Consider the following 19,956-nt stretch of genomic DNA (forward strand, 5'->3'; position numbering starts at 1 on the left):
CCCCATTAAATAATGGGGCTTTTTTATGATTGATTTTTCAATTTTAAAATTAATTACTATTGGTAATAGTGTTTGGCTATTTTTACTTGGTTTATTTTATTTATAAGTAACAGAAGGATGAATATGTTAATAGCCACTATTTTATATTAATTTACGATTTTAAAATCACCATATAAATTTAAGTTTAACTTTAATTAGATATGGTGGCATAAATGAAAAATACTGTTGCTGTAGATTTGGTTAATTTCCTTGAAGATTGTTATATTGATGCTGCATTTGGTGTTTCAGGTGGGTTTGTTTTTCCTCTATGGGATGCTTTATTTCATTCAAAAAAAATAGACTTATTTCATTGTCGTTATGAATCAGGTGGTGTTTTTTCTGCTTCTGAATACAGTATATGTAACAATAAACCTTCTGTGGCATTTGCCACATCAGGCCCTGGGATAACGAATGCACTTACGGGTGTTAAAGCCGCTAGACTAGATGGTTCTAATCTATTGTTTATATCATCAATTACGGATGATTATCACACTGGCAAATATAAACTGCAAGAAACAACACGAGACGAAATAAATAGTTTACGTGTGCATGATGGGCAAGGTTTTTTTGATGAAATATATTTTGTTTCAAATTTAACTGAGTATAAGAAAGCGAAAAAATCAATATCTGAAAATATAAACCGAGTTTCAGGTATTTGCATTGGTCTTTTTATTACATCATCGCTACAAAAAACAATTATTGATACTGCTGGGCATGGTGAGGAAAGTGAAAAAAAAGATGAAGGAAAGATTAATAATGAAAAACTTCAACTCCAATTAAATCAAGCGACCAATGCGATTATTAATAATAAAACACTTTTCTGGATTGGATTTGGCGCACGTCATGCCGCAGAGCAATTAAAAAAAGTGGTGGAGTTAAGCCAGTCCCATGTTATCTCAACACCGAGAGGAAAAGGCATTTTTCCAGAAACACATCCATTGTACGCAGGCGCTACAGGGCTAGGTGCTAATCAACAAGAAATTAGTGCTGAACTTTCGGCTGAACGCCATCCTGTCGTGATCATTCTGGGTTCTCGTTTAGGAGAGCTTAGCTCATCATATGTACAAAGTTCACTTACAAATTCGACCGTGTTTTTTGTGGGAATCAATAGCCACGAAGTGGCAGGTAATCTCCCTGAACAGACAACGATAATTGAATGTGAAATTGGGGCATTTTTACAGCATGTCTTGCAAAATATCGAACTGAAAAAAAACAGGATTGGGCTTGGCAATATTCACCATGTTGTCCCTTATGAAGATACGGAGATGCATCAAAGTCATTTGGGATATTTACATCCAAGAACAGTCATGCAATCTATACAACACATTGTTATTAATCAATATGATGGCTATGTTGCCGCTGAAGCGGGTAATTCTTTTACATGGACTAACCGATATTTGAAATTTTATCATCCTGTTCGGTATCGAAGTAGTCCAGGGTTTGGTGCAATGGGGCAATACGCATGTGGCTTAGTTGGGCTTTCTGCAAATAGAAATAATGTTGTTATTGGTGTGATAGGTGATGGCTCGATGTTGATGACGAATGAAGTCAGCACTGCGGTGAGATATCACCTTCCTGCGATATGGCTCGTGATGAATGATGGTTGTTACAATATGTGCCGGCAACTTCTGCAAGAGTCAGATGTTATTCCGCCAGATTGTGAAATCCCTTTGACGGATTTTGCATTAATCGGTGAGGGGTTAGGTGCGGTTGGATATAGGGCAACGGATAAAGAGAGCCTTGATAAAGCACTTATTTCTGCCATTAAGGCTAAAGCCCCAGCAGTGATTGATGTACGAATTGATCGTACTGTTTTAGCACCGTCAACGGATAGAGTAAAAACATTGCGGAGTATGTGATATGAAAAAAAATATAAATAAAGGTAGTGTTATATCCTTAGCAAATGTATTGCCCAACCATAGGCAAACAACCCTTGCCAATAAAGAAGAAGAAAGCGTCTTCCATGATAAAGCGGTAGGAAAAGACAGGAGTATTTGGCGGTTGGAAAATCAAGAAGATATTTCCAAATTAATGAGTCAAAGTTTGTTTAATGCTTTGCGACAAGTGAATATGGCTGTTAATGATATTGATTATGTCATTGTTGCTATTTCTTGCCCAAACAGCGTACAAAACGTAGAAACCGTTCAGTTTACTCAAGAGACCAAATTACGTTGCCCAGTTATGGCCATCAGTGCGGGGACGTCGGGAGGCGTGGCTGCGATGGAGTTAGCTTCGGGATTAATTAGCCAAGGCCATTATCGGCACATCGCAATTATTGCCGCGTGCTGCTATTCACATTACTTTGATATTAATGACCCAACGAAAGCCTTACTCAGCGATGGTGCAGCTTGCATGATAATAAGTTCCGATAGTGGAACAGAAATCGTCGATTTTCAAAGTGTGAGCACTTGTGATTATCTACCACTACAACTAAAAAATATAGAAAATAAACTGGTTGCTAATTGCCCGAAAGAAGGCGGCGAGGTTTTTACCAGAAACTATGACAAAACGATAAAACAGGCTGTAACCGCGTTATGTGATAGAAGCCATATATCGGTATCAGATATCAACAAGTTCCACTTTTATGACCCTATAAGTTGGGTTCCGAATGTTTTATCTGAGTCACTTGCCATAAAGAAAGAAAAAATAGAGTTGGCTTATGATAAATATGGGAGCCTTGGTGCTGCTCAAAACTTATTTGGTTTTTATTCCATAGTTAATCAAAATCAACTAGCTGAGGGGGATTACATTGTGTTGTCGGGCTTTGCGCCTGGAATGATTTCTGTTTCAGTGTTACTTGGTTTTAAACACATTCCTACGTCATTAGATTTTTATTCATTGTGATTAAAGCTAAGAGGGCGCTAGGCTAACATTAAAAGGCTCTGATCTCTAAATTCATGTCAACTTCGGAGCCTTTTATTTCACCGTGCATTATTCAACGAGAGGATTAACGTATTAGTCTTTTCTGATAGTCGCAAAAGTGGCAGTAAGCACACTTGCTAAATCAGCTGGCGCTAATTCAATATCCAACCCGCGTTTTCCCCCTGAAATAAACATTGTTGCATATTGCTGTGCTTGGTCATCAATTACCGTCGGTAAACGTTTTTTCTGCCCCAGTGGGCTGATGCCGCCCAGCAAGTAGCCTGTTGTTTTTTGAGCAATTTGCGGGTCTGCCATTTCCACCTTTTTTACTTTAAACACTTTAGCAACCAATTTTAGGTCGAGCTGGCCAGAAACAGGGGTGACAGCAACCGCGAGCGTTTTTTGGTCGCCATTTAATGCCACTAATAACGTTTTGAACACTTGTTTGGCATCTAAGCCTAATTTACGCACGGCTTCATCACCAAAATTGTTTTCATTTGGGTCATGGTCGTATGGGTGTAATTTGAAATTAACTTTTTGTTTTTCTAATAGTTTAACAGCAGGAGTCATTTTTTTGCCTTTTATTTATCTCTGTCACAATGGCGCAAATACTCAACAAGACTACCCTCACCAAAGAGGTGTAGTGCGCCTACCGCAACCACATAATTACCGTCTGGGAGCGCTTTAAGCTGTTCACTCCAATCAGCATTTCGTTTATCCATTAATACTTGATAAACATCTTTGCTGAAGGTGTTGGGCAAAGTCATGCTGCTATTGGGCTGATAATCGAGCCACCAACCAATCATGGTTTGCAGTGAGCGTGCGTTTGCTCGCCAGTGAATTAAAGAGTCTTGTAATAGCGCTAGCCCATTATTAGGCAAGGAAAGCAGCAATTCAACTTGGGATGCGGTGCCTTCCAGCTCAATGATTGGTTTAAGTTGAGTCTGAGCATTGCGAATAAGTTGATAATCGATGCCATAGTGACCGCGTAGGCCTAGTCCTTGTGCTTGAGTAGCTTGCAGGATCAAGGCAATTTGCCATGAGGGTAGCGCATCAAATTTTTCAGGTGGTTGGTGAATTTCTTGGCAATATTGCAAAAATAGTGCGTATTGCTCTTCGTCTAAGCGCTGCTGAACAGGAAGCTGTTCTTCAACATCATGAGGAAAAGGGGACTGTGTTTGGGTGATATCTGCTTCAACAATTAATGCATCTGCCTGATTCAGTTTATCGAGTAATATGGCAGACAACGGAAACATATTTTCCGTTCCCATATGAATACTGCCCACAATATGCAGTCTAAGGCCTTTTGATAAACGAATATCAATTGCAGGATAAGGGTATACGGGCGCCGTTTCCATATGCAGCCAATTTTTTAAGTTTTCGAACAGTTTTCCCATCATTCTTTACCCTGCTTTTTTCTTGATTGAATAGGTTAAACAATCTCTCGCCAATTTGCGAACATTGCCTGTCAATTACGCATTTTTCGTCGTTATTGATAAAAATTGAAAATGACAATTTAGGAAAGCTTCAATTATGGTTTGACGATGTGAAGCAACGTGTTAACAAGGTGGCGTTATCATTTTGTTAGCCTTAATTGGAGATAACATGATAACTCCCTTAATTTCAAACATTCATGTAGGCACACCAAAAATCACCGTTTTGGATAATCGTGGCTTAAATATTCGCATGATCCAATACCATCGACAGTCAAATACTCAACAGAAAGCGCAAGAGCGAATTGAGTTTCAACACTTTAATATTTATGGGTTTTTAGATAAAAACGCAGATGCTCGCTTGTCTGAAAGTGGACAATATAATTTTTATTACTTAACAGACTTAATGGGGTTCCCCGTTTTTAGCCAAGGCGCTGACAGTGGTGATGTTTACCAGCTCTATGATATTGAAGAGCGTTTAGTTATCTGTATTGATTCAAATAAAACATATAAGTTATGTGGCTATGAGGGGAGGGATTCGTTAGGCCGACTCAAATCAATCAACGAAAAAGTTGAGTTTGGGCACTGGAGAGTGAGTGAGTATTTCGAATCTGCAGGTCATTCATTCATAGAACAGATGGCAAATTTAGCTGGGCAATGTACCTGCCACTTCGATACGGCAGGGTTATTGCAAACTCAAGAGGTATCACTGCGAGGGGAGCCTATCTTATGGACACGGCAGTTTATTCAACAGTTTGATAACGTAGAATATAGTGTTGATTGGCAAGGAGATACCTGTTTAACGGCATTATCACCCGAAAAATTTCCTCAGCAAATATCCTTCGATGCCACAGGTGCTTGCCTTTCTATTCTCGATGCAAAAGGCCATAAACAGCTGCGAGAATATGATATTGCGGGGCAATTAATCAAATCGAACTTAACAGTTAAAGGCAGTGATCCACAATCAATAGTTCAACTTATTGAATATTCAGCTATTGGGCAAAAAGTGAGAGAGCTCCATGGCAATGGTGTCGTGACCGAGTATGAACATGAAGCACAAACACAACGTTTATCCCGTATACGAAGCTATAGGCCTGCTAACCATTTATTGGGCTATAAATTATTTCAAGATTTATATTATGACTACGACCCTGTTGGTAATGTAGTTGGAATTCATAATGGCGCAGAAAAAAGCCTTTTTTGGCGTAACCAAAAAGTTGAACCTAAGCAGCAATATCAATATGACTCACTGTATCAACTGATCCATGCCACTGGGCGAGAAATTGCCAATAAAGGCCAACAAAGCCACTGTTTGCCTCATTCTTCATCAATTGATAATTCGATTTATACACAGTATTTTCGCGCATATTCCTACGATAAGGCGGGCAATTTGACGCAAATTCATCACCGAACGCCAGCTATGCAACAAGCTTATACGGTGAAAGTCACAGTGAGCGACCGAAGTAATCGAGCGGTACTAGCAGATTTAGCTCAGCTACCTAACCAAGTAGAGTCGTTATTTACACTTAGCGGGCAACAAAAACAGCTTTTGCAAGGCCAAATACTTCGATGGACGCCTCGGCAGGAATTGCAAAGCGCAACAGGGGTTAGCGTGAGTGAGTTTTATCGCTATGATGCAAATAGCCAGAGAGTAATGAAAATAACTAAAGAAAATCAAAAGCAAAGCCAAGTTATTTATTTACCAAACCTAGAAATTAGGCAAATTGATAATAAAGAAAAATGCCAAGTGATTTGCATCGGTGAGGACAAGGAAACACAAGTGCAGGTGTTACATTGGGAATATGGGCAACCAAGTGAGATAGCGAATAACGTCGAACGATATTGCCTTAATGGAGTCGGCAGCAACCATAATATAGAGCTTGATAGCAGCGGAAACCTTATCAGCTATGAAGAGTTTTACCCTTTTGGCGGAACTGCCGTTTGGGCGGCACGCAGCACATTGGAAGCGAACTACAAAACACGACGTTATTCAGGGCAAGAACGCGACATTACAGGGCTTTATTATTATGGCCGCCGTTATTACCAACCTTGGGTTGGACGTTGGTTAAGTGCAGATCCCGCAGGAACTATTGATGGCTTAAATCTGTTTAGAATGGTGCAAAATAACCCTTTAACCTTTAAAGATGAGCAAGGGCTTGCTCCTGTACTTTTTAATAGCCGTGAAGAGATGTACGCAAGTTATGAGGAAACTGTGGGTGAGCTATTAATCAATTCAGCTAAAAACCCAATAGTGGCAAATAAGCCTGAAATGGTTGCTAATAGAGTGATTAGTTTTGCACAGGTATTTTACCGAGATGGCCATTCAAAATTTACGTATAGTATTAATTTATATGGAGGATTAGAAATAGAGAGAAAAAATAATAACATAAAAGTATGGGCAGCAGATAAGTTGGGTTACCAAGAAGCGAAGGGCACACAGAGTAAAGAGGAAAAAGAATTAGTCAATCACAGTGAAAAAAATCTGTTTAGAACATTAAAAGCGTCCTTGTTGAAAGACACCAATGTTAAAAACATTATTATTTCCCAAAAAGCGAAGATGTGCCCAAGTTGTAAAAATGCACTGTATCAATTTAGAGAAGAATTACCCAAAAATATATTTATGACAGTACGGTTAAGAAATGATGATATCCCGAAAGATGTGAAAGAGCATGGAACTTACAACGCAAAATACAGTACATATAAATACAAGAATATTGATTTTCAAAAAGAATTAGGCGGGTTTATGGGGGAAATTGATAGAAATTTATATCAGCGCTATCAAGCCCAGTTTAATAAGGTGTTTAAAATAAAAGCACTGGGGAAGGTGAGCTATCAAGGCAAACCTAAAGGTTATGATAGAAACCAACCCAGTACCAGTCGCCGCCATTGATATCACGGTTGCCCCCACATAGGGGGCAAATAGAATTAGCTATTTTTAGTGATGTTTTTAAACACACTGAGCAGTGTAAATAAACTGAATGAACTAAATACCATTTCGATACCAATTAACGTGGTTAATAAGGTAATGGAGGTCAATGGCCCATTGCCGACAAGCAGGAAGGCAATAAAGAAATCTAATAAACCGATAAGAATTTGCAGCCAACCACTTGGAGATTTGATTTGTTGAAAACCGACATATAAGCGAATGACACCGCCGACAATAAATAATGCCGCGACTAAAATGGCAAGGGCAATTAAGCTTTGCAGTGGATCTTTAATGAAGGAATAGCCGACAATAATATAGATTAAGCCAATCACAAAGCCGAATAAGCGCGACCACCCAGTATAAATCACGGTGCTCAGTATGCTAACAATGGCACCAACACCACCAATAATCAGCAACACACCTAACACCGTACTGACCGCAATGCCTGAAATCATCGGGTTAACGATACAAAAAATACCACCAGCCAACAGTAAAAAAGACAAAATTAACAAAAATGTTCGCTGTTTTTTAAATTCTTCACCAGCGAGTTTGGCGAGTTTTTCACGATCAATATTAAGCATTTTGCGCTCCAAATATTAAGTAGCTAATTATTTAATAGTATAGACCTAGCTGATGGTAAATAGCATCAAAGATCGTGCGATTTAAGCAATAAAATCTTGGAGGGCAAGCACTTAGCGTATTTTGATGATTGAAATAAGACAGGGAAGGGTGAGATAGGCTCCCACCCTTTTTTAAAGGTTATTTTTCAGGCTTAAAACGTAATAGACGGTTTGCGTTACTGACGACAGTGATAGAGGAAAGCGCCATTGCTGCTCCTGCAACGACAGGGTTAAGTAAAGTACCTGTTAGTGGGTATAAAATACCCGCTGCAATTGGGATCCCCAGTGTGTTGTACACAAAGGCACCGAACAGGTTTTGCTTCATATTACGCAATGTCCCTTTTGAGATAGAAACTGCATCGGCAACACCATGTAAGCTTTGACGCATCAAGGTGATAGACGCTGTTTCAATGGCGATATCACTACCGCCTCCCATCGCAATACCCACATCAGCACGGGCAAGTGCAGGAGCATCATTGATCCCATCACCGACCATTGCCACTTTGTGGCCTTTTGCTTGTAAGGCTTCAATTGCCGCAGATTTGCCATCTGGCATTACGCCTGCAATCACTTCATCAATGCCCGCTTCTTTGGCAATCGCATTGGCAGTGACTGGGTTATCCCCTGTCAACATCACTAAGCGGAAGCCTTGTTTATGTAAGCGAGCAAGGGCGCTGATACTGTCTTCACGCAGTGGATCACGGATGGATAATAACGCCGCTACTTTACCCTCAACCGCCAACAGTACAGGGGTCACCCCTTGAGTGGCTTGTTGATGCAAAAGACCGTCTACATCTGCGGTATCCACATTGCTTTGTGCTAACAGCTTCTGGTTACCTAACAAAATGGTTTTGCCATCAATAATGGCACTTACCCCTAAGCCTGCCAATGTTCGAAATTGCTCATTAGCGGGTAAGGTTAACCCTTTTGCTTTGGCTAAGACTGCACGTGCTAATGGGTGATTTGAACCATTTTCCAAAGAGGCTGCGAGCTGTAATGCACTGTCTTGGTCAAATCCATTGAACACATGGATGTCAGTCACCTGAGGCATACCTTCAGTCAATGTACCTGTTTTATCAAAGACGATAGTGTCCAACTCGCTAGCTTGTTGAAGAGCATCCGCATCACGCACTAACACCCCAAACTCTGCCGCACGCCCTACGCCTGAAATTATCGACATCGGTGTTGCCAATCCTAAAGCACATGGACAGGCGATAATTAAGACCGTTGTGGTGATAACCAGCGCATAGGTAATTTGTGGTGCAGGCCCAACAAAGTACCATATAGCCCCTGAAATCAAGGCAATAGCAACAACGACAGGAACAAACACCGCTGAAATTTTATCCGCCATTTGGCCAATTTGCGGCTTACTGCTTTGCGCTTGGCGAACAAGGTGGATAATCCGTGCTAATGTGGTTTGGCTACCGACTGCCGCCGCACGAAATAGCACCGTACCATCTTGTACAACGGTGCCTGCATGCACAGGGTCACCTTTACTTTTTTGCTGGGGGATAGGCTCACCCGTCAGCATCGCTTCGTCTAACCAAACTTCCCCTTCAATGATTTCCCCATCGACAGGGACACGGTCACCCGTTGCTAAGCGCAAGATCATACCTTTTTTCACTTGCTCCAACGGCATGTCAACTTCGCCTTGCTCCGTGACGACACGCGCAGTTGGTGGCGTTAAATCGAGTAATCTTTCAAGGGCTTTGGATGAACGTTGGCGCGCTCGTTGCTCTAACGCATGACCAAGGTTAATCAAACCGATAATCATCGCACTGGCTTCGTAATAAAGGTGGCGAGCTTGGTCAGGGAACCATTCAGGCCAAATATTGACGACGATAGAGTAGAGCCATGCAGCCCCTGTACCGAGTGCGACCAAGGTGTCCATGGTGGCACTGCCATTTTTCAAACTTTGCCATGCGCTGCGATAAAAATGCCCACCTGCGAATACCATCACGAGGAAGGCTAATACCCCAATGGTGAGCCACGTGGTGTGGTTTTGCTCCGTCAGCACCATGTTATCGCCCATCATCCCCCATACCATCACAGGGATACCAAGGGCTAAGGCTAAGGCGGATTGCCAACGGAAGCGGCGCATATTGGCTTGAGCCACTTCTTGTTGGCGCTCGCGGCGTTTGGCTTCATCTTGAATAATTTCAGCACCATAGCCTGCTTTTACCACAGCATTGATCAGGTCATCGGGCTTAGCCGTTCCTGTGACTAATGCGCTGCGCTCAGCTAAATTCACTCGTGCGTTTTCCACGCCGGGGACCCCGCTGAGTGCTTTTTGCACTTTATTGACACAGCTTGCACAGGTCATGCCATCAAGCAATAACTGTACGCTGTCATCGGTTGGGTCGATGTCAGGTTGCTCACCTAAATCAGACTCTTGTGCCGGAATGTCACAAATTGCCGCTGAATCAGCATCCGGCTGTTCAGTTTGGGTAGTCAGCGGCTCAGTTTTTGGGTGAGATTCACCTTCTGTGGCTTGGTAACCTGCTGCTTCAACCGCAGCAATCAACGCCGAAACTGGGGCAGAACCTTGCACGATTGCGGAGGTTGTATCCACTTTTGCACTTGTGACACCATCAACAGCTTCAAGTGCTTGCTGGGTTTTTGCTGCACATTTCATGCAACTTAAACCTGAAAGGGATAAGGTCACTTCATCGGATTGTGGCAATTGCGCTTTAAAGCCTGCTTGTTCAACCGCAGCGATTAAGGTTTGTGCATCAGCTGTGCCATACACTTTTGCCTGAGTTGTATTCACCACCGCAGCGGCAACACCTTCAACTTCTTCAAGGGCTTTTTGGGTTTTGCCTGCACATTTCATGCAATTCAAACCCGAAAGCTGCAATTCGACATCAGGTGCTGATGCGACTTCGGCTTCATAGCCTGCTTCAGTAATCGTGTTGATGATATCAGCAACATTGGCATCACTTTCTAATGTTGCATAATCGATAGTGACGTTTAAATTTGCCACATCACCACGTGCTTCTAATGCTTTAGTGACAGAGCCGACACAGTGCATGCAGCTTAGTCCCTGTAATTTTAGGATAATTTTGTTACTCATTTTGCAGCCTCCGAACCCGTTCGATGAATTTGGGTCTATAACTTTATCTACAATTAGGTCTATAATTCGACAATGAGCAAAGGTTACACCTTCCAGCAAGGTTAAGGTCAAGGGGTTATTATGAATATTAGTGAAATTGCCAAAAAAACAGGCCTAACTGCAAAAGCCATCCGTTTTTATGAAGATAAAGGGCTGATCACACCGCCAGAAAGAGGGGAGAACAGTTATCGCTATTATCAAGAACGGCACTTAAATGAACTGGTATTGCTTAAACAAGCCAAAGATGTTGGCTTTACCTTGGATGAATGTGGTGAGTTATTGGGGCTGTTTCGTAATCCAACCAGACATAGCGCCGATGTAAAAAGCACAACCATTGCTAAGATAAATGAAATAGAGCAGACAATTTTAAAACTGTCTGCTATTCGCGATACATTACAAGAGCTGGTGGATGTGTGCCCGGGGGACGATGGAGCTGACTGCCCAATTATTGACCATCTGGCGCGTGGCTGTTGCCACCACCAGAAGGCTTAACTTGCAGTGTAATACCATCAACGGCGATAACCACCACTTCGGTATTAGCGGGAAGCGGGACATCGCTGTATACCCGCCAACTGCCATCAGCAAGACGTACACGGCTAAAACCTTCTTCGGTATCCGTTAATAAACGGGCTTTAAAGCCCACAAGCTGGTGGCTGATTTGGTTAACATCATCGGCTTTACTTTTTTTACGGCCGCTTAACCATTTGCGCCATAACACGGCAGAAACAAGGGTAAAGACGGCAAATAAAATCCCTTGCCACTCCCAACTTAGGAAGGGCAAAGCCCAAGTCAATAAACCGACGACAACAGCGGCAATCCCTGTCCAAAGCAAATAGCCGCCTGTACCAAGTAACTCAGCAATCAGTAACAACCCACCAAGGCACAGCCAAAACCATGCCGGTTGAGCACTGATAAGCTCTATCATTCTTTTGCCTTTTGCGTGGTTTTCTTGCTTTCGCTAATGAGCTCAGTAATGCCGCCGATAGCCCCCATTAAGTTACTGGCTTCTAATGGCATCATAATCACTTTGCTGTTTTGCGCCGAGCCGATACTGGTTAAAGCGTCCGTGTATTTTTGTGCCACGAAGTAGTTAATGGCTTGCATATCCCCAGCGGCGATAGCTTCAGACACCATTTGGGTGGCTCTGGCTTCCGCTTCTGCGGCTCTTTCACGGGCTTCTGCTTGTAAGAAAGCAGACTGCCTTTCCCCTTCAGCTTTTAAAATTTGCGATTGTTTTTCACCTTCAGCTTTCAAGATTGCCGCTTGGCGAATACCTTCCGCTTCTAAAATATCGGCACGTTTTGTTCGTTCCGCTTTCATCTGCGCATTCATCGCGCTGATAAGTTCTTTTGGCGGCTTCACATCACGAATTTCAATACGGGTAATTTTCACGCCCCACGGGTTAGTGGCTTCATCTACGACGTGTAATAAGCGGGAGTTGATTGAATCACGCTGAGACAGCATTTCATCAAGCTCCATTGACCCTAACACGGTACGAATATTGGTCATCGTCAGGTTAAGCACGGAGAGCTCTAAATTGCTGACTTCATAAGCGGCACGAACAGGGTCAATCACTTGAATAAAGCACACAGCATCAATGGTAACGTTGGCGTTATCTCGTGAAATAACTTCTTGGGATGGGATATCGAGGACTTGTTCCATCATATTGATGCGGCGGCCAATTTTGTCCATAAATGGCACAATAATATGCAGCCCAGGTTGCAATGTACGGGTGTAACGCCCAAAACGTTCAACCGTCCATTGGAAACCCTGCGGTACTGTTTTAACGCAGGTGAAAACAATAACGATGGCCACAAAAATAATAATCGGGATGGCACCAAAGGCGAACAAGTCCATATCTAACCCTTAATTAATAAAGTAATGAATACATTTGGCGGCGATATTTACTCGCAATCGCATCGCCCGTTCCCATGGCAGACATAATATCCATCATGGTTTTTTTCACCGCACCGTCACCGGCACCTAAGTCTTTACGTAAGAAGCTAAATAACATCTCAAGCGCTTCTTCGTTACGGTTCACTTCATGTAATTTTAGCGCTAATTGAACGGCTAATGTGGTATTTTGCGGATCTTGATTAAATTCGTCCTGCAATTGCTGAATTTCAGGGGTATCTGCCGCTTGTTTTAACAACTCAATTTGCGCAATCAGCCCTTGATAACGGCTGTCTTTATCCTGTAATGGCACCACGTCTAATGTGGTTTGTGCATCATCGACGAGTTTTAGGTTAATTTGCGTTTCCGCCAATAACAGCGTGATATCGCTATTTTTCGGGTTTAGTTGATGAGCTTCTTTCAGCAGAGGCAACGCTTCTTGTATTTTACCTTCAGCAATTAATTCAGCCGCTTGCGCTGCTTTCAGCTCTTCAGGGCTTGGTAGAACACGGGATAAAATTTCTAACACCACCTCTTCTGGCTGTGGCCCCTCAAAGCCGTCAACGGGGCGACCATTTTGCAGCACATACACTGTTGGAATGGCTTTTAAGCCAAACTGGCTGGCAATCATTTGCTCTTCGTCACAATTAACTTTAGCTAAGATATATAAACCTGCGTAGTCGTTGGCAATTTTTTCCAACATTGAACCAAACTCTTGGCAATGAGGACTACGCGGTGACCAAAAGTAGAACATGACGGGTAAGTTCATTGATTGTTCAATGACTTGATGAAGGTTGGTTTCGTTAATATCAATAATTTGGGCGTTATTCGCAAACATAGGGTATCTCTTTTGAATGAGTTAGCATTAATAGTAGAGTGGGGCTTATTTTGCTTTTTTCAAGCCTTTTTTCCCTGATTTGCCAGTATTTTATCCATCAGTTTGTCAGGTAAAATACGTTTAAGTACTCGAACAGCCACCGTCAAAAGGGTAACGGAATAACGTACGCGTGGACGTGGGCTTTCTAACGCATGGATAAGCTTTTCCACCACATGCTCTGGGGTTAAGGTAAAGCGTGAGGCAATCCCCGGGTTTTTAACCGGTTTATCTTTCTGAGTTTGTTCAACATTTTGCGTAAATGCTGTGTGAATGGGCCCCGGCTCAATTAAACTCACAAAAACACCGCTGCCTTTTAATTCTAACCGCAAGGCATCTGACCAACCTTCCAATGCATATTTGCTTGCTGCATAAGCACCACGACCCGGCGTAGAGATAATTCCCATCACCGAACTGGTCTGCACAATGCGCCCTTCGTTGTGTGCTAGCATGGCGGGCAGCAGTTGGAAGGTCAATTGGTGGACTCCGAAAAAGTTGGTGGAAAACTGGGCTTCAAGCTGTTCCCGATTCACACTGTTTAATGGCCCATAAACCCCAAATCCCGCATTGTTGAATAATCCGAAAAGTCGGTGATTACAGAGTGTTAGCACCTCTTGTGCCGCTGTATCTATGCTATTCTTATCATCGAGGTCGAGAGCGACAGCATCGAAACCAAGGTCTCTCAAGCGTAAAATATCGTTCTCTTTGCGACACGCGACAATCACATGGTAACCACGCTGGTGCAGAGTTTGGGCAGCACAAAAGCCGATACCGCTTGATGCACCGGTGATCAGAACCGATTTTCCGTTTCGTGCGGATGTTTGCATAACTTTACCTTCATTTCATGCAACTGAATTTATTTCGCGTATAAAGAGCCCTTTATCGCGTTTGTTTACCGTCTATTTTACTTGTTTGAGGGTAAAATATGTGCGGAAAGTTGTTTTTCCATAAAGTCAGCAATGGATGGCTGTGCTTCAACAGTCGGGTGTATCCCATCTTGTTGTATCCATTCCGGCTTAGTAATAACAGTCTCCATGTAAAAAGGCAGTAACGGAATTTGATTGCTATCAGCCAGTTTCGGGTACACTTTTTCAAAGCTTGTTGTATAACGTTTTCCATAATTTGGTGGAATACGAATTTGCATTAAGAGCGGTTTTGCACCCGATTGCACGATTTGGTCGATAATTTGCTGTAAATTAGTTTCCAGTTGTTCGACAGGTAAGCCTTGCAGACCATCGTTAGCGCCTAATTCGATCAGCACCCAGCTCGGTTTATTTTGTTCCAATAAGGTAGAAAGGCGTTCCAGCCCTTGTGCTGATGTATTGCCACTAATGCTGCCATTGACCACCTCAATAGGCGGAGACAGTTTCTGCCAGCGGTCGGCAAGCAAAGAGGCCCATGCCTGCTCAGCCGGTAAACGGTAGCCTGCACTTAGGCTATCACCTAAGATCAATAGCTTAGTTGACGCAAGGGCGTGTCCACTTGCAGTCAGTAACAGGAGAAAAACCAATATATGTCGGCGAATAATATTCTTGAAGTTCATCATCTCATTAAACGTGTTGGTCAAGGTGAACATGAACTGACTATATTGCAAGGTGTTGAGCTAATTGTCGAGTCTGGTCAAACAATTGCTTTAATTGGCGAGTCTGGATCGGGGAAATCAACCCTGCTTGGGATCATTGCGGGCTTAGATGATGGCACGAGTGGCACGGTGAATTTATTGGGTCAAGACCTAACACGTATGGATGAAGAAGAACGCGCCCGTTTACGTGCACAAAGCGTGGGGTTTGTGTTTCAATCATTTATGTTAATCCCCACATTAAATGCCATTGAAAACGTGCAGTTACCTTCGCTACTACGTGGAGAGTCAGAGTCATCGAGCTACCAACATGCAGCAGAGTTACTGACTGACTTAGGCTTGAAAGATCGCATGAAGCACATGCCTCCGCAGCTTTCTGGTGGTGAACAACAGCGTGTGGCGCTGGCGCGTGCATTTAATGGTCGACCACAAATTTTATTCGCCGATGAGCCGACAGGGAACCTTGATAGGCAAACAGGGGATAAAATTGCTGACTTGCTGTTCGCCATGAACAAAGAACATGGCACGACGCTGATTTTAGTCACACACGATAACGAACTCGCTGCACGTTGCCAGCGCCGCTTACGCTTAGTTGATGGGCAATTGAGGGAAGAAGCATGATTTGGCGTTGGTTCTGGCGTGAATGGAAAACGCCCTCATTACTGATTGTTTGGTTAGCGCTCACGCTCGCTGTTGCGTGTGTATTAGCGTTAGGGCGTATTAGTGACCGTATTGAAAACAGCATGAGCTACCAAAGCCGTGAGCTACTTGCCGGGGATCTGGTTCTACGCTCCTCACACCCGAGCGAGCCCGCTTGGTTGCAAGAGGCCCAAAAAGACGGGTTAAAACTGAGTCAGCAGATTTCATTTTCGACGATGGCCTATGCAACGGAAGATGAAGATGCCCGACCACAGTTGGTGTTAGTCAAAGCCGCTGACAAGGCTTATCCGCTATATGGTGGGTTAGTGACAGAACCTGAGGGGTTAGTACCAACCCAAGGGGAGGTGTTAGTTGCCCCTCGCTTATTAGAGTTATTGAATCTGAACATTGGCGATAATATTGATATCGGTGATGCGACATTAAAGGTTTCTGGCAAGTTAATCCAAGAGCCTGATAGTGGTTTTAACCCGTTCCAGATTGCACCAAGGGTATTAATTGCGATTGAAGACGCACCATTAACAGGGGCAATTCAGCTCGGTAGCCGTTTAACCTATCGCGACATGTTTGCGGGAGATAGTCAGGTTATCGATGCATTTAAGCAGAAATTTGATAAAAACCTGCGCAATGACCAGCGCTGGTATACCTTAAGTGAAGACAATGGCGCGGTGGGGAAAACCTTCCAACGTGCTCAGCAGTTTTTGTTGTTATCTGTCTTATTAACCCTGTTATTAGCGATTGCTGCTGTTGTGGTTTCTATGACTCACTATTGCCGCAGCCGTCACCAGCTGATTGCGGTTCTAAAAACCCTAGGGGCAGGGCGTAGTGCGCTACGCAAATGGATCATTGGCCAGTGGTTAGTCATTTTAGTGGCAGCGGCATTATTAGGTTCATTATTAGGGCTAGCCTTTGAGGGCATTCTGATGCAAATTCTGGGCGCAATGCTGCCAAAAGAACTGCCTCCTGCTAGCCTAATGCCGTGGGTCTGGGCGATAGGGACATTGTTTATCATTGCCATTATTGTAGGCAGCCGACCTTATTACCAATTGATGGCGACCCAACCTTCTCGGGTGTTACGTGAAGATGCAAAATCCCCCGTGTGGCCGCTGCATTACTATCTCCCTGTGGTTATTTTAATTGTCGTGGGCGGGTTATTTGTTTTTGCGGGAGTAAACCCTCTGTTATGGTCGATTTTGGCGGGGATTGTTGTCGTTGCGATTTTATTGGCTTTAATTGGCTGGGTCGGGCTTTGGGGGCTGAGGCACATTAAGTTTCGCCAACTGAGTTTGCGCCTTTCTGTTAGCCGTTTATTACGCCAACCGTTACAGACTATCACCCAAATGAGCGCATTTTCGCTCTCGTTTATGTTGTTGGCATTATTAATTTTAGTGCGTGGGGATTTGCTCGATCGTTGGCAGCAACAACTCCCTGCGGATAGCCCAAATTATTTTCTAATTAATATGAACGAGTCACAGCTTAAGCCTGTAACTCAGCTATTGGCACAGTATCAAGTTAAACCTACCGAGTTTAACCCCGTGGTATTGGCACGCTTAACCGATATTAACGACCAATCTGCTATTGAGTGGGCTGATAAGCGCGACCCGAACAATAACACGGTGAGGCGTGAACTCAGTTTGACGTGGCAATCCCAATTGGCGCCTGCAAATATTGTGGATGAAGGCACATGGCCACCGAAAGCGGGTGAAGTGTCCATCGAACAAACTGTTGTCAAAGAGTTAGGGTTAAAACTGGGGGATAAGCTGACGTTTAATGCGGGAGCACAAGTCTTTTCGGCGACAGTAAGCAGTATCCGAACGGTAGACTGGGAAAGTTTACGACCCAATTTCTACTTTATTTTCTCGGAAGAAAGCTTATCGAAAATGCCCGCAACATGGCTGAGTAGTTTTCATTATGAAGGTGATGGCCAGTTATTGACACAACTTAGCCGCCATTATCCGACTATCAATGTGTTGGATACGGGGGCTATTATTACGCAGATTCAGCAAATTCTTCAGCAAGTCAGCCAAGCCCTTGAAGTGATGGTGGTTTTGGTGATTTTCTGTGGGTTATTGCTATTGCTGGCGCAAATTCAAGTGGGAATGAACCAACGGGAACGGGAGCTGGTGGTCTATCGGACCTTGGGTGCAAGCAAAAAACTGATGCGTAGAACCTTATGGAGCGAGTTTGCATTGCTTGGCTTAATGGCAGGCCTTGCCGCAGCCTTTGGTGCTGAAATTGCCCTGTGGTTATTGCAGAGCAAAGTGTTTGATTTCCCATGGCAACCTGAATGGCGTATGTGGGTGTTATTGCCTCTGTGCGCGGCTATTTTGCTGTCTATTTGTGGTGGCTGGTTAGGCTTGCGTTTATTAGGCACAGGCAGCCAGCACCGCCGATTACCCAATGGGTGATTAGTTTATAAAGAATAATTGGGCGTGAAATCATTTACGCCCAATTAAAATAACTGTCTTCAATCCTTCACAAAACCGTCATTCACTCAAGTTATGATTCCGCCGTCGATTATTGATAGCCTTAAAATGGAAACATAACCATGCAGCATAAAAATTCAATTAAACGCTCAGTTAAACAAAAAGTTGGCTCGTTTTCTTTATTGGCAAGCTTGATTTCATTCAGCCTCTCAGGGTTCGCTCAACAAGAAGTGCCTGCCACATTAGCGGGGCATTCTATTCTTCCTGTTGATTCCACGGTGCCTGCACCACAAAATGCGCCTTCAGACTTACAAGTTAGCGGTAAATTCACCACGGGGACACGCGTTGATACCCTCGGTAAAGTGGAAGGAAAATCCGCTGATCGCCCAACAGGAAAACACATTCCAATTAAAGGGCAGCCATTACAAGGCCATTCGGGGATTAAACGTATGGCGGATGGTACCTATTGGGTGTTAACGGATAATGGGTTCGGTAATAAAGTGAATTCACCAGACTCGATGCTGTATGTGACGCAATATGATATCGATTTTAAATCAGGCAAAACCACACCACTCAAAACGGTTTTTTTCCATGATCCCGATAAAATTATTCCTTTTCATATTATTAATGAGAGCACAAAGGAACGTTATTTAACGGGCAGTGATTTTGACCCAGAAAGTTTTCAATTTGCGAATGGCGCGTTATGGGTAGGGGATGAATTTGGCCCATACCTGTTAAAAATGGATTTGGATGGCAAAGTGCTAGCCCTGTTTGAAACACAAGTCGATGGCAAAAAAGTGGTTTCCCCTGATCATTACCAAGTCACCACACCGGGTAAACCAACGGATAAAGTGGCTTTCCAAGTTAATCGCTCAAAAGGATTTGAAGGGATGGCCTCCTCGCCAGACGGTTCAAAACTGTACCCAATGCTTGAAGGGGCGATTTGGGTAGATGAGAAACAAGATTATGAAAATGTAGATGGCAAACGTGCTGCTCGCATTCTTGAGTTTGATGTGAAAAAACAAGATTGGACAGGTAGAAGTTGGTTGTATGTATTTGAAGACAATCAAAATGCTATCGGCGATTTTAATTTAATCGATGAGACCCACGGCTTAATTATCGAACGTGATAATGGTGAGGGGACATCGGATAAAGCCTGCGCCGCGGGCAGTGCAAACACGGAAAATTGCTTTAGTAACCTCGCGAAATTTAAACGCGTATACCGCATTGCATTTTCAGACGAAAACGTCGGCGGTGCGGTTGATAAGCAGGCGTACATTGATTTAATGAATATTAAAGACCCAAATAGTCAGGCTAGAAAGCCACTGAATGATGGGGTGTTTACTTTCCCATTCTTCACGATTGAGAACGTGGACGTGGTTGACGGCGAACATATTATTGTTGGAAATGACAATAACTACCCATTTTCATCGAGCCGTGATCCTAATAAAGCCGATGATAACGAGTTTATTCTGTTGAAAGTGCCTGAATTGTTAAAGCCTTGATTGACTTTGTGCCACCTCATTGTGGTTTAT

General features: G+C 43.3%; 16 protein-coding genes. 7 read left to right on the plus strand and 9 right to left on the minus strand.

Annotation, left to right across the window (positions count from 1 at the left end; translation table 11 throughout):
* Window positions 1-212: 212 nt before the first annotated feature.
* Together AC4IFT_RS00725 and AC4IFT_RS00730 are read left to right on the plus strand one after the other, a co-directional pair.
* The gene (locus AC4IFT_RS00725; protein ID WP_490750371.1) at window positions 213-1,898 is read left to right on the plus strand and encodes a thiamine pyrophosphate-binding protein; all 1,686 of its coding nucleotides are present in this window, start codon (window positions 213-215) and stop codon (window positions 1,896-1,898) included.
* A gap of 1 nt (window position 1,899) precedes the next feature.
* A complete protein-coding gene (locus AC4IFT_RS00730) occupies window positions 1,900-2,883 on the plus strand; it encodes a 3-oxoacyl-[acyl-carrier-protein] synthase III C-terminal domain-containing protein (protein ID WP_490750372.1) in 984 nt (327 codons plus the stop codon).
* A gap of 111 nt (window positions 2,884-2,994) precedes the next feature.
* Here AC4IFT_RS00730 and ybaK read toward each other — a convergent pair whose 3' ends face one another.
* Window positions 2,995-3,471 carry a Cys-tRNA(Pro)/Cys-tRNA(Cys) deacylase YbaK gene (gene ybaK / locus AC4IFT_RS00735; RefSeq protein WP_490735214.1) on the minus strand — a complete coding sequence of 159 codons (477 nt, stop codon included), beginning with the start codon at window positions 3,469-3,471 and terminating at the stop codon, window positions 2,995-2,997.
* Between the two features lie 11 nt (window positions 3,472-3,482).
* Entirely contained in the window at window positions 3,483-4,298 is an 816-nt protein-coding gene (locus AC4IFT_RS00740; protein WP_490750449.1) for a TraB/GumN family protein, read from the minus strand.
* 208 nt (window positions 4,299-4,506) lie between these two features.
* Here AC4IFT_RS00740 and AC4IFT_RS00745 point away from each other — a divergent pair, with 208 nt between their 5' ends.
* Entirely contained in the window at window positions 4,507-7,224 is a 2,718-nt protein-coding gene (locus AC4IFT_RS00745; protein ID WP_490750373.1) for an RHS repeat-associated core domain-containing protein, read from the plus strand.
* A gap of 35 nt (window positions 7,225-7,259) precedes the next feature.
* On the opposite strand, the gene AC4IFT_RS00750 is transcribed toward AC4IFT_RS00745, so the two are convergent.
* Window positions 7,260-7,841 carry an HdeD family acid-resistance protein gene (locus AC4IFT_RS00750; RefSeq protein WP_219246151.1) on the minus strand — a complete coding sequence of 194 codons (582 nt, stop codon included), beginning with the start codon at window positions 7,839-7,841 and terminating at the stop codon, window positions 7,260-7,262.
* 178 nt (window positions 7,842-8,019) lie between these two features.
* On the minus strand, window positions 8,020-10,953 hold the full coding sequence (copA, locus tag AC4IFT_RS00755; RefSeq protein WP_490750374.1) for a copper-exporting P-type ATPase CopA: 2,934 nt from the start codon (window positions 10,951-10,953) through the stop codon (window positions 8,020-8,022).
* 120 nt (window positions 10,954-11,073) lie between these two features.
* On the opposite strand from copA, the gene cueR reads away from it, so the two are divergent.
* Window positions 11,074-11,484, plus strand: coding sequence for a Cu(I)-responsive transcriptional regulator (gene cueR, locus AC4IFT_RS00760; RefSeq protein WP_490735208.1), 411 nt, complete (start codon window positions 11,074-11,076; stop codon window positions 11,482-11,484).
* Here cueR and AC4IFT_RS00765 read toward each other — a convergent pair.
* The 5 genes from AC4IFT_RS00765 to tesA form a co-directional block, all read right to left on the minus strand.
* Window positions 11,438-11,917 carry an NfeD family protein gene (locus AC4IFT_RS00765; protein WP_490750375.1) on the minus strand — a complete coding sequence of 160 codons (480 nt, stop codon included), beginning with the start codon at window positions 11,915-11,917 and terminating at the stop codon, window positions 11,438-11,440. The genes cueR and AC4IFT_RS00765 overlap by 47 nt on opposite strands.
* Window positions 11,914-12,849 (minus strand): SPFH domain-containing protein, encoded by a 936-nt coding sequence (locus AC4IFT_RS00770; protein WP_490750376.1) that lies wholly within the window; start codon window positions 12,847-12,849, stop codon window positions 11,914-11,916. Before AC4IFT_RS00770 ends, AC4IFT_RS00765 begins: the two co-directional genes overlap by 4 nt.
* A gap of 13 nt (window positions 12,850-12,862) precedes the next feature.
* Window positions 12,863-13,723: a co-chaperone YbbN gene (locus AC4IFT_RS00775; protein ID WP_490750377.1), complete on the minus strand. Its 861-nt coding sequence runs from the start codon at window positions 13,721-13,723 to the stop codon at window positions 12,863-12,865.
* Between the two features lie 59 nt (window positions 13,724-13,782).
* Window positions 13,783-14,586, minus strand: coding sequence for an SDR family oxidoreductase (locus AC4IFT_RS00780; RefSeq protein ID WP_490750378.1), 804 nt, complete (start codon window positions 14,584-14,586; stop codon window positions 13,783-13,785).
* Between the two features lie 77 nt (window positions 14,587-14,663).
* Window positions 14,664-15,305: a multifunctional acyl-CoA thioesterase I/protease I/lysophospholipase L1 gene (gene tesA, locus AC4IFT_RS00785; RefSeq protein WP_219246157.1), complete on the minus strand. Its 642-nt coding sequence runs from the start codon at window positions 15,303-15,305 to the stop codon at window positions 14,664-14,666.
* Here tesA and ybbA point away from each other — a divergent pair.
* The 3 genes from ybbA (at window position 15,273) to AC4IFT_RS00800 (ending at window position 19,926) form a co-directional block, all read left to right on the plus strand.
* On the plus strand, window positions 15,273-15,959 hold the full coding sequence (gene ybbA, locus AC4IFT_RS00790) for a putative ABC transporter ATP-binding protein YbbA (protein WP_219246158.1): 687 nt from the start codon (window positions 15,273-15,275) through the stop codon (window positions 15,957-15,959). The two genes, tesA and ybbA, sit on opposite strands and share 33 nt — an antisense overlap.
* Window positions 15,956-18,403 carry a putative ABC transporter permease subunit YbbP gene (gene ybbP, locus AC4IFT_RS00795; RefSeq protein ID WP_490750379.1) on the plus strand — a complete coding sequence of 816 codons (2,448 nt, stop codon included), beginning with the start codon at window positions 15,956-15,958 and terminating at the stop codon, window positions 18,401-18,403. Before ybbA ends, ybbP begins: the two co-directional genes overlap by 4 nt.
* Window positions 18,404-18,543: 140 nt before the next feature.
* Window positions 18,544-19,926, plus strand: coding sequence for an esterase-like activity of phytase family protein (locus AC4IFT_RS00800; RefSeq protein WP_490750380.1), 1,383 nt, complete (start codon window positions 18,544-18,546; stop codon window positions 19,924-19,926).
* Window positions 19,927-19,956 lie beyond the last annotated feature (30 nt).

This window comes from Providencia sp. UF-183 (genome assembly GCF_058246155.1).

What these genes read in the sequence shown, in the direction of transcription:
- AC4IFT_RS00780 (WP_490750378.1), bottom strand. Translation starts at nt 14,586, where the DNA reads ATGCAAACATCCGCACGAAACGGAAAATCGGTTCTGATCACCGGTGCA.
- ybaK (WP_490735214.1), bottom strand. Translation starts at nt 3,471, where the DNA reads ATGACTCCTGCTGTTAAACTATTAGAAAAACAAAAAGTTAATTTCAAA.
- AC4IFT_RS00765 (WP_490750375.1), bottom strand. Translation starts at nt 11,917, where the DNA reads ATGATAGAGCTTATCAGTGCTCAACCGGCATGGTTTTGGCTGTGCCTT.
- ybbP (WP_490750379.1), top strand. Translation starts at nt 15,956, where the DNA reads ATGATTTGGCGTTGGTTCTGGCGTGAATGGAAAACGCCCTCATTACTG.
- ybbA (WP_219246158.1), top strand. Translation starts at nt 15,273, where the DNA reads ATGTCGGCGAATAATATTCTTGAAGTTCATCATCTCATTAAACGTGTT.
- AC4IFT_RS00750 (WP_219246151.1), bottom strand. Translation starts at nt 7,841, where the DNA reads ATGCTTAATATTGATCGTGAAAAACTCGCCAAACTCGCTGGTGAAGAA.
- AC4IFT_RS00725 (WP_490750371.1), top strand. Translation starts at nt 213, where the DNA reads ATGAAAAATACTGTTGCTGTAGATTTGGTTAATTTCCTTGAAGATTGT.
- AC4IFT_RS00740 (WP_490750449.1), bottom strand. Translation starts at nt 4,298, where the DNA reads ATGGGAAAACTGTTCGAAAACTTAAAAAATTGGCTGCATATGGAAACG.
- tesA (WP_219246157.1), bottom strand. Translation starts at nt 15,305, where the DNA reads ATGATGAACTTCAAGAATATTATTCGCCGACATATATTGGTTTTTCTC.
- AC4IFT_RS00770 (WP_490750376.1), bottom strand. Translation starts at nt 12,849, where the DNA reads ATGGACTTGTTCGCCTTTGGTGCCATCCCGATTATTATTTTTGTGGCC.
- AC4IFT_RS00745 (WP_490750373.1), top strand. Translation starts at nt 4,507, where the DNA reads ATGATAACTCCCTTAATTTCAAACATTCATGTAGGCACACCAAAAATC.
- copA (WP_490750374.1), bottom strand. Translation starts at nt 10,953, where the DNA reads ATGAGTAACAAAATTATCCTAAAATTACAGGGACTAAGCTGCATGCAC.
- AC4IFT_RS00775 (WP_490750377.1), bottom strand. Translation starts at nt 13,723, where the DNA reads ATGTTTGCGAATAACGCCCAAATTATTGATATTAACGAAACCAACCTT.
- AC4IFT_RS00800 (WP_490750380.1), top strand. Translation starts at nt 18,544, where the DNA reads ATGCAGCATAAAAATTCAATTAAACGCTCAGTTAAACAAAAAGTTGGC.
- cueR (WP_490735208.1), top strand. Translation starts at nt 11,074, where the DNA reads ATGAATATTAGTGAAATTGCCAAAAAAACAGGCCTAACTGCAAAAGCC.
- AC4IFT_RS00730 (WP_490750372.1), top strand. Translation starts at nt 1,900, where the DNA reads ATGAAAAAAAATATAAATAAAGGTAGTGTTATATCCTTAGCAAATGTA.